This is a genomic window from Flavobacterium sp. HBTb2-11-1, assembly GCF_009826975.1.
GTDB lineage: Bacteria > Bacteroidota > Bacteroidia > Flavobacteriales > Flavobacteriaceae > Flavobacterium.
Genome location: NZ_WUMO01000007.1, coordinates 131561 through 146639 on the forward strand (window position 1 = coordinate 131561; position 15079 = coordinate 146639).

Genomic DNA, 15079 nt, shown 5'->3' on the forward strand with positions numbered 1-15079 from the left:
AAACTCTAGTTGGTTTTGTAAAAGTCGACAATTTTTTTGGCTTTAGAAACACCTACAACGGCTGAAATTTCTTTTTCTGTAGCTAATTTCAATCTTTTAACACTTTTAAAATGTTGTATTAAGGTAGTCATGGTTTTTTCACCGATTCCTGGAATACTTTCAACAGAAGAATTAAGGGCCGATTTGCTTCTTTTGTCTCTATGAAATGTAATCCCGAATCTATGCGCCTCATTTCTTAAATGCTGAATAACTTTTAATGTTTCTGATTTTTTGTCCAAATATAACGGAATTGAATCGCCAGGATAGAAAAGTTCTTCCAGACGTTTTGCGATTCCGATAATGGCTACTTTTCCGCGTAAGCCTAAATCGTCAATACTTTTTAATGCTGCTGAAAGCTGGCCTTTTCCACCGTCAATTATTATCAATTGTGGCAAAGGTTCGTTTTCTTCTAATACTCTTTTGTAGCGGCGATACACGATTTCGGTCATAGAAGCAAAGTCGTTTGGCCCTTCAACGGTTTTGACATTAAAATGGCGATAATCTTTTTTGCTCGGTTTTCCGTCTTTAAAAACGACGCAAGCCGCAACTGGATTTGTTCCCTGAATATTCGAGTTATCAAAACATTCTATATGTCTTGGTTCAGACGGAAGACGCAAATCTTTCTGCATCTGCGCCATAATTCGGTTTACGTGACGATCTGGATCTACAATCTGCAATTGTTTTAATTGTTCGATGCGATAGAATTTGGCATTTCGAATCGACAAATCCAGAATCTGTTTTTTATCCCCAAGTTGTGGAACAGTTGTCTTGATATTTTCGCCTAAATCCAATTCAAAAGGAACAATAATTTCTTTGGATAATAATTGAAAACGCTCACGAAGTTCTACAATTGCCAATTCCAGTAATTCTTCATCGCTTTCATCGAGTTTTTTCTTCATCTCTAAAGTGTGCGAACGAATAATAGAACCATGCGAAATCTGAAGGAAATTGACATAAGCGGCACTTTCGTCAGAAACAATCGAGAAAACATCGATATTGGTGATCTTTGGATTTATAATAGTAGATCTAGATTGATAATTTTCCAAAACTTCAATCTTTTCTTTAATTTTCTGCGCTTCTTCAAACTGCAAGTTCTGCGCATAGTTGTTCATCAGTTTCTTGAAATCTTTTAAACTTTCTTTGAAGTTTCCTTTCAGGATTTCTCGAATCGCATTGACTTGTTTTTGGTATTCTTCCAAAGGTTCCAAACCTTCGCAAGGGCCTTTGCAATTGCCAATGTGATATTCTAAACAAACTTTAAATTTTCCAGAATTAATATTCGATTCGCTCAAATCGTAGTTGCAAGTTCTAAGCGGATACAATTCTTTGATTAAATCTAAAATCGTATGTACAGTTTTGAAATTAGTGTATGGGCCAAAATATTCAGAGCCGTCTTTAACCATTCTTCGAGTAGAAAATATTCTAGAAAATGGTTCTTTTTTGATGCAAATCCACGGATACGTTTTATCATCTCTTAATAAAACGTTGTATCGCGGCTGAAGCGTTTTAATTAAATTGTTTTCTAATAAAAGCGCATCGGTTTCCGTTGGAACTACGATATGTTTTATAGTAACGATTTTTTTTACCAATACATTTGTTTTGGCAGTATCGTGAATTTTATTGAAATAGGAGGAAACCCTTTTTTTTAAATTTTTAGCTTTTCCGACATACAAGATTTTCCCGTCTTTATCATAATATTGATATACGCCCGGATTATCAGGCAAGGTTAAAATTTGAAGATCTAAGGACGGTTTTTGCATTCTATTCTGTTTCTGAAGATGTTCGAAAAGCCTTTCAAAAACCATTCCGATTTCTGAAACAAGCTTAACATTGAATTAGTTTCAAATTTACAAAATCAAAAGAATAATTTCTATATTTAGATTTTATAATTCACATGAAAAATAGTACTCCCTTGGTCATTTTTGGCGAATCGATTTTGCCAGGAGAACATAGAACCATAAATGTCGAAATTGCTCGGCTTCATACTACAACTAAGTTGAATATTCCTGTAATTGTGCGCCGTTCTAAACATGAAGGCCCAACAATATTGTTTTCTGCAGGAATACATGGTGACGAAATTAACGGTGTCGAAATTGTTCGTCAGATCATTAGTAAAAAAATAAACAGACCGGCTTGCGGTACAATAATCTGTATTCCGGTAATCAATATGTACGGTTTTGTCAACAAATCGAGAGAATTTCCAGACGGGCGTGACTTGAATCGTGTTTTTCCCGGAAGTAAAAAAGGTTCGCTTGCCAGCCGATTTGCCTATCATATTGTCGAAGAGATTTTACCGATTTTAGATTATGCGGTCGATTTTCATGCGGGCGGAGCAAGCCGTTTTAATGCGCCGCAGATTAGAATTACCGAAAATAATCATGAACTGAAGGTTCTCGCCGATATTTTTAATGCACCATTTACGCTGTATTCTAAAAATATAAATGGCTCTTTTAGGAAAACTTCTGAGAGTGCCAATGTAAAAATGCTTCTTTTTGAAGGCGGAAAATCACTAGACATCAATAACGAAATTGCAAACCAAGGCGTATTAGGAACCAAACGTTTGCTTCACTATTTAGGAATGTTGGATTCTAAGCAAATTATGGAACCCGCATTAACTCCTTCAATTTATATTAAACAATCGGTTTGGCTACGTGCAAAATGTTCTGGACTGCTTCATGATTTTAATTTGGTTGGAAAATTTGTAACCAAAGGCACTATCTTAGCCATTATTACAGATCCGTTTGGGAAGTTTGAGCAAAAAGTAAAAGCACCGCATGATGGTTATGTAATCAATGCCAATCATTCGCCAATTGTTTATGAGGGCGATGCCATTTATCATTTATCTAAAACCCCAGACGATAATGCCGACGAGTAAAAAAGAACTTCGCATAGAATATAAAAATCTTCGTAAAGCACTTTCTTTTGATGAAATAGAAGAGAAGAGCCTTGCAATTGCCAATCAATTAATTCAAATGCCGATCTGGAATAAAACGTATTATCATGTTTTTCTTCCGATTGAAGAGCATAAAGAAGTAAATACCGAATATATTCTGCACTTGCTTTCTGGAAAAGACAAAGAAGTCTTGATTTCGAAAAGTGATTTTGAAACCAGAAAAATGACTCATTTTCTTTTAACAGATAATACTAAAATCAAAAAGAACGAATACAATATTCCTGAACCCATTGACGGAATTGAAGTTCCATCTTCAAAAGTTGAAGTTGTTTTTGTGCCACTTTTGGCTTTTGATGTTTATGGAAACCGAATTGGTTATGGAAAGGGTTTCTACGATAAATTTCTTGCCGAATGCAAAACCGAAACCATAAAAATTGGACTTTCTTTTTTTGAATCGGTAAACCAAATTGATGACGTTTTTGAATCGGATATTAAATTGGATTATTGCGTTACGCCAGAGAAAGTTTATACATTTTAATTTCACAACGGAACGTTCAAAATTTAATGCCACAGATTAAAATGATTCCAAAAGATTAATCCTTTTTGATCCTTTAATCTGTGGCAAAAAAATCTTCACATTCAAAAAATATTCCATACGAAATCCCTTTAAAAATAAGGGTTTCTCATTTTATTTTCACGTAAGAAAAATATTTGTAAAAAATTTGGCACGATTTTGATACTCGAAAAATTGCAAATAATCGCCTCTAGTAAATCCGGAATGCTAGTCCTTATTTGAAGCCTATAACCTTTTATTAATTTTTTTAAAACTTACTTTATGAGAAATCTTAATTTCTTTATGATGGCATTCCTTGTACTTACTATTTTCGGCTGTAAGAAAGCTGATTATGAGACTGTGGAAACCGCAGATTCTACTGCAGTTGCAGCTACGACCGATTTAATTGAAGAGGAAAATTATATTCCTGAAACCAATACAGAAAGTTATGCGGCATTAGAAGAAAATCCGTTCGAATCTCCGCTGAAAGAACCACTTTCTACTTTTTCTATCGATGTTGATAATGCATCGTATACTAATATCCGCAGATTTATAAACGAAGGACAGAAAGTTCCAAAAGATGCTGTTCGTGTTGAAGAAATGATCAACTTTTTTAAATACAAATATCCGCAGCCAGATGGTCAGCATCCGTTTTCTATAAATACAGAATACAGCGATTGTCCTTGGAATAAAAATAGTCGACTGCTAAAAATTGGTCTGCAGGGAAAGAATGTTCCAATAGCAAATTTGCCGGCTTCTAATTTGGTTTTTCTAATTGATGTTTCGGGTTCTATGGATGAACCGAATAAACTGCCATTGCTAAAAGAATCTATGAAAATTTTGGTGAAAGAACTTCGAAGCATCGATAAAGTTTCGATTGTCGTTTATGCAGGATCTGCGGGAGTAGTTTTGGAGCCAACCTCTGGTGATAATAAAGACGAAATTATGGATGCTTTTGACGATTTGCACGCAGGTGGAAGCACGGCAGGAGGAGAAGGAATCGAATTGGCTTATAAGCTGGCACAACAAAATTTTATTAAAGGTGGCAATAATCGAGTAGTGATAGCCACTGATGGAGATTTTAATGTTGGTGCTTCTTCTGATGATGATATGCTGAAATTGATTGAACAAAAAAGAGAATCTGGAGTTTTCTTAACCGTTCTTGGATTTGGAATGGGGAATTACAAAGACAGTAAAATGGAAATCTTGGCCGACAAAGGAAATGGAAATTATGCTTATATCGATAACATTCAGGAAGCGAATCGTTTTCTTGGAAAAGAATTTAAAGGTTCTATGTTTGCTATCGCAAAAGATGTAAAAATCCAAATTGAGTTTAATCCAAATCATGTTCAAGCATATCGATTGATTGGTTATGAAAACCGAAAACTGAATGCAGAAGATTTTAAAAATGATAAAATTGATGCGGGCGAATTAGGTAGCGGACATTCGGTTACGGCTTTGTATGAAATAGTTCCAGTTGGTGTAGAGAGTAATTATGTCCCTTCAGATTTAAAATATACTAAAACGCCAAAAGTAGCTGAAAACCATAACGATGAATTGGCTACAGTAAAATTTAGATATAAAAAACCTGATGGCAACAAAAGCATTGAAATCGTAAATATAATTGCAGATAAGAAAACAGACTTGGAAAACAGTTCTGCAGATTTCAAATTTACAACTGCCGTTTCTTGGTTCGGATTAAAACTCAGAGATTCAAAATATATTGCCAGCAGTTCAAGTTCGGATATTAAAAGATTGGCAAAATCTGGTTTATCAAATGACGAAGATGGCTATAGATCTGAGTTTGTAAGATTGGTCGATGCGGTGAATTAATTTAAAATTCCAAAAAAGAAAAATTCCAAACTCCAACTTAAAATTGGAATTTGGAATTTTTTATTTGAATATTTTAAAACCTTATTTTACTTCTTTAATAGTTGAAGAATCTATCCAGCCTTGAGTTCCGTCTGTCAATTCGATTTTTTTCCAGCCTGCAATACTTTCTAACACATAAACTTTTGCTCCTTCATGCAATAGGATAATACCATTTGAAGATTTTTGAGGTTCGCGTCGAACTTGGCTTAACTCAGAAAATACAATAGCAACACGATCGTTTTCAAAATGACTTTTTTCAGACATTCCAGCCGAAATGCTTAACGCAAATGCAACGAGAATAATAAACATTCCAACAAAATAAATTCTTTTTGCGAGTGTGGCATTTGAAAAGTAATACCCAATAAAACTCAATAAAAATACAAAGCCAAGCGCAACAGAAATCTTAGCCCAAGTATTATAATCAAAAATAGAAGTAAAGTTCTGGATCAGTTTTGCAAAACCTACTTTAGGAACTTCTTTGATTTCGTCGATAGTCAGTTTTTTGGCAAATTTTAGATTGTTTAAAGTCTCGGGATCGTTTGGTTTAAGAACCAAAGCTTTCTCATAATTATAAATCGAAGGCGCAACCTGATTTAGTTTGTAATAACAATTTCCTAAATTGAAATACAATTCGGCAGATTGCAGTTTATCTTCTTTTATAATGTTCTCATAAACCTGGGCAGCTTCTTTATATTGTCCTTTTTGGTACAATGTATTAGCCGATTCAAAGCGCCCTTGCGCAAAGAAAACCTGCGAGATGAATAAAAAGAGATATAGTATGTTTTTCATCTTATTTTGTTTAAACCTAACAGGTTTTTAAAACCTGTTAGGTTTTGTTTTATTACGTTTAAACAATCTGTTTTTCTAGTTCAGAAATAATCATAACAGCCTTATCATAATCCTGCTGAATCGAAGCGCTCGAAGCTGGCGCATAACGTGCAAATTCGCAGTTTTCAGTCAAAGCAATAAAATTCTGAACCGTTTCTGCATTTGCGTTTCTAGACAATAGCAATTCTCTAATATTGTCTTTGCTCATTTCTGAAGTTTCAATATGCAATTTTGCTTTCAAGAAATTATGCATTGCTTTTTCTAATGCGATATAGAAAGGTTCTTTATTGTTAAGATGTTTCTTCGCTTGCGATAAATATTTCTTCGCCAGCTTATTGTTCATTCTAATTCTGTTTCCAGTAACATCATTATCCATAGCTTCTTTTTTCTTTCTCGCTAAAATGATAATCGGAATAATGATAAACGGTGCGAACAATAATCCTAAATACAGACTAGAATCATAAAAATCTTTTTTCTCAATCGGAATTAATGCTGTTTTAGATTTAATGTTCTTGAATTCATCTGCTTTGGCCACAACATTTTTAGCAGCCGTTCCTGTATTTGCTTCAGCAGGTGTTGGCCCGTCCAAAACATCAATCATAATTTCTTTTGAAGTGATGGTTTTATAAGTGCCAGTACTCAAATCAAAATACGAAAACTGCATTGGTTTTATAGCATACTTTCCTCTGTATTGCGGTACAATAGTATATTTGTCCGTAATTCTTCCAGACATGCCGTTCAGCGAATTGGTCACTTGTTCATCGTGAACAGGGTCATACATTTCTAATGCATTAGGAACAACCGGTTTTGGAAGCGTAAATAACTTCATGTTTCCTGTTCCTTGTGCGCTCACCACTAAATCAAGACCTTCACCATTTTTAAGTGTTGTTTTTGATGGAGTAACAGTAAAATTAAATCTTCCGACAGCACCAGTAAATCCTTCAGGTTTGCTGCTTTCAGGAAGTGGTCTTACATTAATTGTTTTTGCTCCAGCAGAAACTACTTTATTATCTTCTGTAATGATCATTTGACCAAACATATCACGGCGATTTGTTGGCAATTGTACACCAATATCTAGAGAAAGAGGTTCAATAGTGAGTTTTCCTGATTTCTGCGGATATAAAATCACTTTTTTCAAGATTACATAATAAGCTTGCTGCCCTTGATAAGATCCTTGTTGTACAGAAAGTTGTTTGATATCAATGTTCTGATTCCAGAAATCATTGTATTTAGGTTTTGCCAGTTCTTTAAAGCCGGTAACGCCAATATTATTAAAATACAATTTGTAAACGACTGTAATCGGTTCGTTTAAGTACGGATTTGTTTTTGAGATTTCGGCAACTAGATTCAGTAATTCATTTCCAGATCCTTGTGGTCTGTCGTTCGGATCTCTTTCTTGCGCTACTGCATTGGTTACGGTAACCTTTATCGGATTGGTTTTGTAAACTTGGCCATTAAATTCTATTGCGGCCTGTTTGATTGTGATAGATCCTTTTCGCTCAGGCTGTATGATATAAGAATATATTTTTTGAAAAGAGCTTCGGCCATTAATCCAAGACTGACTGATCTGCTGGCTTGGTCCGGCAACCATTTTAAATCCATCAAAAGAAGGCTGTTCGAAATTATCTCCGTCAACATTCATAATGAAATCAATGCGAAGTCTTTCGTTTAGTCCAAGTGTATTCTTGCTGACTCTGGCTTCAAATTGCACCTGAGCCATCAATCCTTGAAAAGTGAGTAGAAATAGAATTAAATATCTTTTCATTTAATGTTTAGTCGTTTTTTAATGTTTAATCGTTTAATCGTCATTTTGTTTAATCGTATTGTTTGGATCAAAATAAACAAATTAACGGTTAAACGATTAACCAAATTTTACCAGTCTTTTTCTGTTTTCTTAGGATTTGCTTTTACTTTCTGAGCGTTTACTTTGTCCTGAATTTTCTTTTCTTCATTATTCACCGCATCTAATAAATTCTGAACACGCTCTTTTGATATTCCTCCAGGCTGGGGTTTTGGCTGTCCTTGGTTGTCAGATTTATCATCTTGCTTAGGATCATTTTTACCATCTTTTTTGTCTTTGTCCTGATCGCCTTTATCGTCTTTCTTATCCTTGTCTTTATCTTTATTGTTGTCTTTGTTCTTGTCTTTATTTTTATCCTTATTCTTGTCTTTGTCCTTGTTTTTATCTTTGTTCTTATCGTTTTTAGGAGGATTTTCTTTTAGTTTTTGTTTTGCGTAAGCATAGTTGTAACGTGTTTCTTCATCGGTTGGGTCGTTACGAAGTGCTTGTTTGTATGCTTCAACTGCTTGAGTATAATCTTTCTCTTTCATGAAAGTGTTTCCAAGATTATGATAAGCTTTGTGTTTTTCAGGTCTTGTTTTAGCATTTTTTATCGCTTTCGCGTAAGCAAATTTAGCTTCCGAAATCTGATTTTGTCTATAAATGGTATTTCCTAAATTATAGGCCGCTGCAGATTTTTTAGGAAATTTTGATTCCGAAATTCTATAGTTTGCCTCAGCATCAGTAAATTTATTCTGCTTATATTCTTCATTCCCAACAGGCAATGATTTGTCTTTTTCTTGTGCAGAAACTGCAAAAGAAACGGTTAGTAAAATATAAAGAAGTAAATTTTTCATTCTAGTTTTATTTTTTTTCGCCACGAATTTCACTAATTGGCACTAATTTTTTTTCATTTTTTTTTGAATCTCACAAATTAAATAATTGTCTTTCGTGTAAATTCGAGCAATTAGTGGCTAACTTTTTTATTTCTTTTCATTAAATAAATCCAACTCTTTGATCCAGTTTGTTTTTCTTTCTAATAAGAAAATGTCTAGGAAAAGCAATAAAAACGCAAATCCGATAAACCATTGAAACTGCGATTGAAATTCGGCCATTTGTGTAGCTTCAAATTCAGTTTTCTGAATATTGTTTAAAGCATTTTTGACATATTCTAAAACTTCTTTTGTGCTTCCACCGTAAACATAACCGCCTTTTGTTGCTTTTGCAATTGTTTTTAAACCTTCTTGATTTAATTTGGTTATTACGGTTTCTCCGTTTTGATCTTTCTGATAGCCTCTTACAAGGCCATTTTCTTTTAACGGAATTGTTCCTCCTTTTTCTGTCCCGACACCAATTGTGATAATTTTCATTCCCAATTTATTGGCTTCTTCTGCCGCTGCCGCTGCGCCTTCAGAATGGTCTTCACCGTCAGAAATCAAGATTAATAATTTGCTGGTTTTGCTTTTTTCATCAAAATAAGTCGAAGACAATTTAATCGCTTCGTCCAAAGATGTTCCTTGAGATGAAACCATTCCTGGACTCATGCTTTGCAAGAACATTTTGGCAACGCTGTAATCTGATGTAATGGGCAAAACAGGGAAAGCACTTCCTGCGTAAGCTACGATTCCGATTCTGTCACTTCCTAAATTATTAATAATTTGAGAAACCAGCTGTTTACTTTTTTCCAAACGGCTAGGAACAACGTCTTCTGCCAGCATACTTTTAGAAACGTCGACAGCAAAAACAATATCAATACCTTCTCGTTTTACGGTTTCCATCTTCGTACCGATTTTCGGATTTACCAAACCGATAATCAAACAAGTAAGAGCCAGTAGAATCACTACGATTTTTAAAACTGGTTTAAAAACCGATTTCTCGGGACTCAATCTTTTTACCATTTCCAAATCGCCAAATTCGCGCTGTGTTCTTCTTTTCCAATACATGTTGAAAAGAAAAATACATACCACAATCGGGATAAGTAGTAAGAGATATAAATATTTTTTTTCGTCTAATTCCATAAATATTTTTAAAATTCCAATCTCAAATAATGCTGAGATAAATTCCAAATTCCAAACTTGTTTTAAACTCTAATTTTAAAAATCCCAAATTCCAATTTGTTATTTGGAATTTTATTTTTGGGATTTTTTAATTCTTGTTCTCAGCCGCAGTTTTCGGTCACAGTTTTTTCAGCTATTAACTGTAAACTGTGACTGCGACTAAAATATTAAATAAAGCTTCTATAAACCGTATTTCTTAATCCAATTTCGAGCAATAATAAAAAGCCTGCAAATAAAACAAAAAACCTGTATTTTTCGTCATAATCGTAGAATTTCAATTCCTGAATTTCTGTCGTTTCCAGTTTATTGATTGAGTTATATATTTCTGCTAATTTAGCATTGCTTGTTGCCCTAAAATAAGTTCCATCGGTTTTTTTGGCAATGCTTCTCATTAACTTTTCATCGATTTCAACTTTCTGCATTTTGAATAAGAAACCGCCATTTGGAGCGTATGCGTATGGAGATTCTGCCATTCCGTTTGTTCCAAGACCAATCGTGTACACCTTAATTCCGTATTGTTTTGCAATATCAGATGCTGTTTCTGGTTCAATAAAACCAGCATTATTAACACCATCGGTAAGCAAAATGATAACACGGCTTTTTGCTTTACTGTCTTTCAGACGATTTACAGCTGTTGCCAATCCCATTCCAATTCCTGTTCCGTCTTGTAAAACATTATCATATTTAATGCCTTTTATGGCCTCAAGAATAATGGCTTTGTCACTTGTAACTGGAGTTTTGGTATATGCTTCAGAAGCATACAAAACCAATCCGATTCTATCATTTGGTCTTTCTTCAACGAAATCTGCAGCAACTCTTTTTAAAGCTTCCATACGATTTGGCTTTAAATCTTTTGCCAGCATCGATCCAGAAACGTCAATTGCCATGACAATATCAATTCCTTTTGTTGTTTTGGTCTGATTGCTAATGTCTACTGTTCTTGGTCTTGCCAATGCTATAATTAGCGAACTCAAAGCTAAAATTCTAAAAACGTATAGAGCAGGTTTGAATTTTGTCCAAAACGATTCGCTGTTTTGGAATCCTGCTGTCGAACTCATTTTTAAGGTAGCCGACTGCTGGTTGCGTTTCCAGAAAAACCATATTATCGCAATCGGAATTAATAGAAACAACCAAAGAAATTCTGGATTTAAAAAAGTGATCTTGCTCATTAGTTGTTTGCTCTTTGAAGTTCAACAGAATTTAAGATTCGAGTTGTAATCTCGTTTGCATAAGTATCGCCTTCTTCGTGTAAAATCATGATTTGCTGTAAACCTTGATCCTGTTTGAAAAGCAACAATTCATAATATGCTTTTGTACTCGTTTTGGTTGCTGGATTCAAAACAGTCATAGTTCCATAACCTTTTATTCCCTGAATGCCTTCGTTTGTCTGAAAATCTTCTTGTTTTACAATAATATTTTGTCCGCCTTGAGCTTCAATGATTTTAAGAGTTCCTTCAAGAGTTTTGCTTAAATCTATATCGGTTGGCTGTTTGAATTTAGATGTAGAAACGGTTACATAGAAATTGTCAATCATGCTTCCGTATGCAAAAAGCTGCATTTCTTTGATAAGCGCCATCGCTTCTTTTGGAAACACTTTTTGTGCGTCCATTCTTTTTAAAACCTTTGGAGTTTCAATAAGAACAGCTGGATTTCCGTAAGCGCTTTTTACCCATTCACCTTCTAATAATTCTTTCGAAGGATGACCAATTATGTTGTCTTTCACATAATTGAAACCCTTGGTAACAATAAAGAAAGTTGTTGTAACAAACAATAAAAGTATGATAGCTCCAACTGCATAACCGATTCTCGCATTGCGCTGTTTTTTGAGCTGTGCCTGAATTTGTTTTTGTCTTTGTGCTTCGTTCAATAATTGATCTTCTATATCCTCTGGAACTTCTGTCGGAATTGCTTTGTCAAGTGTCAAAATTACTTTCTGAATTTTATTTCTATCTTCAGTAATTTCAAAATCAAGCGGTTTTGATTTCGCAAATTTTACCAAGTCGGCTTGACGTAAAACACGTTCTAGATTTTCAACCGTTTCTGGTGTAAGCGTCATTTTCTTTTGAGTCGATGCTATTCTGATAGCCTGAATCAATTCAGAAGTGGTGCTTTCCATTGCTGGAATATGAATCGCTTCTTCAATATAATTTCTAGCGATATCGGTCAATTCGCTATAATATTCCTTAATTTCACCTTTTTGAACCAGTTCTTTCTGTTCTAGGTTGTTTAATAAACTAGTCGCTTTTTCAATTGGCGTTTTATAAACTTCTTCTTCGATTTTTTTCAGCTGGCGTTTTTTAACGTACCAATAAACGAAAACTCCAATTCCGATAATTGCTAAAGCAATTAAAACATAAATCCACCAATTTCCCATTCCTTCATCAGCCGATGTAATATCTTTGATGTCATACATTTTCTGCTGTAAAGTGTCCACTTTTACGTTGGCAACTTCAACTTTAATAGAGTCACTATAAAAAGGCTTTTTGTCTATTAAAATCTTAATGCTTGGAATTGTATAACGTCCAGAATCAAATTGTGTTAAACCATATTTTTTTATGAGTTCGTAATTAGTAGCATCTTTCTTTACCGTATCTATCGGATACGATTGAATAACTTCTAACGGACCAATACTTTTAAGTTTCGGAAATTCAACTTTTGATGTTGAAGTTACCACCGTTTTAAGTGTCAGCTTGAACTCGGCACCAATCTTGTTTTTGGTGGTATCAATACTAGTTTCTACTTGTTTTTGAGCAAAAACAGTAGAAGTAAGTAAAAATAAAAATATATAAAGTTTAAATTTCATTTGATTTGGATTTCAGATTTTAGTCTAAAATGATTGCTTAATGGCATTAATTTATCAGAATTTAAATTCTCAATTTTAAAAAATCTAAAATCTAAAATCTGCAATCTAAAATTATATTTTATCGTGATTTGAAATAGCCTAATAGTTTAGTAACGTAATTTTCGTCTACTCTGGTATTTACAATTCCTGCCCCAGATTTACGAAAGGTGTCTTTAAAGTAATTTAGTTTCTCCTGATAGTGCTTTTCGTAATTCATGCGAACGGCTTTTGAACTTGTATCAACCAATTGAATTTTTCCAGTTTCGGCGTCCAGCATGTTTACCATTCCTAAATTTGGAATTTTTTCTTCGCGAACATCATACACACGAACACCTGTAATGTCATGTTTTTTAGAAGCGATTTTTAAAGTATGTTCGTAAGAATCAGACATGAAATCAGAAATCATAAAAATGATGGCTTTCTTTTTCTGAGTTCCAGACAAGAATTTTAATGCCTGAGCAATATCGGTTTTATGGCTTTTTGGTTCAAATTCAATCAATTCGCGAATGATACGAAGTACATGCGAACGTCCTTTTTTGGGAGGAATATATAATTCTACAGTATCAGAAAATAGTATTAAACCAATTTTATCATTATTCTGTGTAGCCGAAAAAGCCATCGTTGCCGCAATTTCGGTTACGATGTCTTTTTTAAATTGATTTTTAGAACCAAAAGATTCCGAACCCGAAATATCAACCATTAAAACCATAGTCAATTCGCGTTCTTCTTCAAATACTTTAACGTGAGCTTCGTTGTAGCGTGCGGTTACATTCCAATCGATGTTACGAATATCATCTCCGTATTGGTATTGACGCACCTCGCTAAACGTCATTCCTCGTCCTTTAAATGAAGAGTGATATTCTCCCGAGAAGATATGATTGCTCAGTCTCTTCGTTTTGATTTCTATTTTCCGTACTTTTTTTAAAAGCTCTTTTGTATCCATTTTTGATTTGGTTTATGGTTTATGGTTGTTGGCTGATGGGGTTTGAACCATCAACAAAAAACGATCAACCATCAACTTTTTAAGGTACTTCAATCTCGTTAACGATTTTGTTGATAATGTCTACAGAAGTGATGTTTTCCGCTTCTGCTTCGTAAGTGATTCCAACTCTGTGACGTAACACATCGTGAACAACTGCACGAACGTCTTCTGGAATTACATATCCACGACGTTTGATAAAAGCATAACATTTAGCAGCATTAGCCAAGTTGATGCTTCCACGAGGAGAAGCTCCAAAACTGATAAGCGGTTTTAAATCGGCTAATTTGTATTTTTCTGGGTAGCGTGTTGCGAAAATAATATCTAAGATGTATTTCTCGATTTTTTCATCCATATAAACTTCACGAACCGCTTCTTGCGCACGTAAAATCTGGTCAACAGAAACCACTGGATTTACTTTTTCGAAAGATCCTTTTAAGTTTTGACGAATTACAAAACGCTCTTCATCAATTTTTGGGTAATCAATAACAGTTTTTAGCATAAAACGGTCAACTTGGGCTTCAGGAAGTGCATATGTTCCTTCTTGCTCAACAGGGTTTTGCGTTGCTAATACCAAGAAAGGACGATCTAATTTGAATGTAGAATCTCCAATTGTAACTTGTTTCTCCTGCATTGCCTCCAAAAGTGCTGATTGAACTTTTGCTGGAGCACGGTTAATCTCATCGGCAAGTACGAAATTGGCGAAAATCGGTCCTTTTTTAATTGAAAATTCGTTTGCTTTAATGTTGTAAATCATGGTTCCGATAACATCGGCAGGCAGTAAATCTGGCGTAAACTGGATACGGCTGAAAGAACCCTGAACCGCTTGAGAAAGCGTATTGATGGCTAAAGTTTTTGCCAGACCTGGAACTCCTTCCAATAAAATATGCCCTTGTCCAAGTAATCCGATCAATAGACGCTCGACCATATGTTTCTGACCCACAATAACTTTGTTCATTTCCATTGTAAGAAGGTCTATAAAAGCACTTTCTCTTTCAATTTTTTCATTTATCGCTCTAATGTCTAAAGTCGTTGTATTTTCTTCCATATAAATATTTTTAAAACCTTGATTTTTACGCCTAATTTTTGAGAGTGCAAATTGAATATTTTTTGAGAAGTAAGATGTTAAAGAATGGTTAAAACTTCGACCAATGACCTAATTTTAAGGACTAATTGTGAATCTATTTTTATATTTTTAAGAACTTTGATGATTATGTTTTATTAAAGCATAATTAT

The 15079-nt window shown here is 34.3% G+C and carries 12 protein-coding genes; 3 read left to right on the plus strand and 9 right to left on the minus strand.

Translation table 11 applies throughout. The features are described from left to right. Positions 1 to 5 precede the first annotated feature (5 nt). Positions 6 to 1799, minus strand: coding sequence for an excinuclease ABC subunit UvrC (gene uvrC / locus GR162_RS16390; protein ID WP_008465350.1), 1794 nt, complete (start codon positions 1797 to 1799; stop codon positions 6 to 8). Between the two features lie 134 nt (positions 1800 to 1933). Here uvrC and GR162_RS16395 point away from each other — a divergent pair, with 134 nt between their 5' ends. From GR162_RS16395 to GR162_RS16405, 3 genes are all read left to right on the plus strand, one after another. After that, on the plus strand, positions 1934 to 2914 hold the full coding sequence (locus tag GR162_RS16395) for a succinylglutamate desuccinylase/aspartoacylase family protein (RefSeq protein ID WP_160783024.1): 981 nt from the start codon (positions 1934 to 1936) through the stop codon (positions 2912 to 2914). Further along, complete coding sequence (locus tag GR162_RS16400) at positions 2901 to 3470, plus strand: 5-formyltetrahydrofolate cyclo-ligase (RefSeq protein ID WP_160783025.1); 570 nt, start codon at positions 2901 to 2903, stop codon at positions 3468 to 3470. The genes GR162_RS16395 and GR162_RS16400 overlap by 14 nt, the downstream gene beginning before the upstream one ends. A gap of 297 nt (positions 3471 to 3767) precedes the next feature. Continuing rightward, positions 3768 to 5318 carry a VWA domain-containing protein gene (locus GR162_RS16405; RefSeq protein WP_160783026.1) on the plus strand — a complete coding sequence of 517 codons (1551 nt, stop codon included), beginning with the start codon at positions 3768 to 3770 and terminating at the stop codon, positions 5316 to 5318. Between the two features lie 81 nt (positions 5319 to 5399). On the opposite strand, the gene GR162_RS16410 is transcribed toward GR162_RS16405, so the two are convergent. From GR162_RS16410 to GR162_RS16445, 8 genes are all read right to left on the minus strand, one after another. After that, the gene (locus GR162_RS16410) at positions 5400 to 6146 is read right to left on the minus strand and encodes a tetratricopeptide repeat protein (RefSeq protein ID WP_160783027.1); all 747 of its coding nucleotides are present in this window, start codon (positions 6144 to 6146) and stop codon (positions 5400 to 5402) included. A 58-nt stretch (positions 6147 to 6204) separates the two neighbouring features. Further along, on the minus strand, positions 6205 to 7950 hold the full coding sequence (locus GR162_RS16415) for a BatD family protein (protein WP_160783028.1): 1746 nt from the start codon (positions 7948 to 7950) through the stop codon (positions 6205 to 6207). Between the two features lie 107 nt (positions 7951 to 8057). Beyond that, positions 8058 to 8822: a tetratricopeptide repeat protein gene (locus tag GR162_RS16420; RefSeq protein WP_160783029.1), complete on the minus strand. Its 765-nt coding sequence runs from the start codon at positions 8820 to 8822 to the stop codon at positions 8058 to 8060. A gap of 126 nt (positions 8823 to 8948) precedes the next feature. Beyond that, on the minus strand, positions 8949 to 9983 hold the full coding sequence (locus GR162_RS16425; protein ID WP_160783030.1) for a VWA domain-containing protein: 1035 nt from the start codon (positions 9981 to 9983) through the stop codon (positions 8949 to 8951). A gap of 206 nt (positions 9984 to 10189) precedes the next feature. Then, positions 10190 to 11191 (minus strand): VWA domain-containing protein, encoded by a 1002-nt coding sequence (locus GR162_RS16430; RefSeq protein WP_160783031.1) that lies wholly within the window; start codon positions 11189 to 11191, stop codon positions 10190 to 10192. Next, positions 11191 to 12825 (minus strand): DUF2207 domain-containing protein, encoded by a 1635-nt coding sequence (locus tag GR162_RS16435; RefSeq protein ID WP_160783032.1) that lies wholly within the window; start codon positions 12823 to 12825, stop codon positions 11191 to 11193. Before GR162_RS16435 ends, GR162_RS16430 begins: the two co-directional genes overlap by 1 nt. 118 nt (positions 12826 to 12943) lie before the next feature. After that, positions 12944 to 13807 (minus strand): DUF58 domain-containing protein, encoded by an 864-nt coding sequence (locus GR162_RS16440; RefSeq protein ID WP_160783033.1) that lies wholly within the window; start codon positions 13805 to 13807, stop codon positions 12944 to 12946. A gap of 79 nt (positions 13808 to 13886) precedes the next feature. Next, positions 13887 to 14891: a MoxR family ATPase gene (locus tag GR162_RS16445; RefSeq protein WP_008465328.1), complete on the minus strand. Its 1005-nt coding sequence runs from the start codon at positions 14889 to 14891 to the stop codon at positions 13887 to 13889. Between the last annotated feature and the right edge of the window lie 188 nt (positions 14892 to 15079).

Coding starts and splice junctions, on each gene's coding strand:
- uvrC (WP_008465350.1), bottom strand. CDS start 1,799: ATGCAAAAACCGTCCTTAGATCTTCAAATTTTAACCTTGCCTGATAAT.
- GR162_RS16445 (WP_008465328.1), bottom strand. CDS start 14,891: ATGGAAGAAAATACAACGACTTTAGACATTAGAGCGATAAATGAAAAA.
- GR162_RS16420 (WP_160783029.1), bottom strand. CDS start 8,822: ATGAAAAATTTACTTCTTTATATTTTACTAACCGTTTCTTTTGCAGTT.
- GR162_RS16405 (WP_160783026.1), top strand. CDS start 3,768: ATGAGAAATCTTAATTTCTTTATGATGGCATTCCTTGTACTTACTATT.
- GR162_RS16435 (WP_160783032.1), bottom strand. CDS start 12,825: ATGAAATTTAAACTTTATATATTTTTATTTTTACTTACTTCTACTGTT.
- GR162_RS16415 (WP_160783028.1), bottom strand. CDS start 7,950: ATGAAAAGATATTTAATTCTATTTCTACTCACTTTTCAAGGATTGATG.
- GR162_RS16395 (WP_160783024.1), top strand. CDS start 1,934: ATGAAAAATAGTACTCCCTTGGTCATTTTTGGCGAATCGATTTTGCCA.
- GR162_RS16425 (WP_160783030.1), bottom strand. CDS start 9,983: ATGGAATTAGACGAAAAAAAATATTTATATCTCTTACTACTTATCCCG.
- GR162_RS16440 (WP_160783033.1), bottom strand. CDS start 13,807: ATGGATACAAAAGAGCTTTTAAAAAAAGTACGGAAAATAGAAATCAAA.
- GR162_RS16400 (WP_160783025.1), top strand. CDS start 2,901: ATGCCGACGAGTAAAAAAGAACTTCGCATAGAATATAAAAATCTTCGT.
- GR162_RS16430 (WP_160783031.1), bottom strand. CDS start 11,191: ATGAGCAAGATCACTTTTTTAAATCCAGAATTTCTTTGGTTGTTTCTA.
- GR162_RS16410 (WP_160783027.1), bottom strand. CDS start 6,146: ATGAAAAACATACTATATCTCTTTTTATTCATCTCGCAGGTTTTCTTT.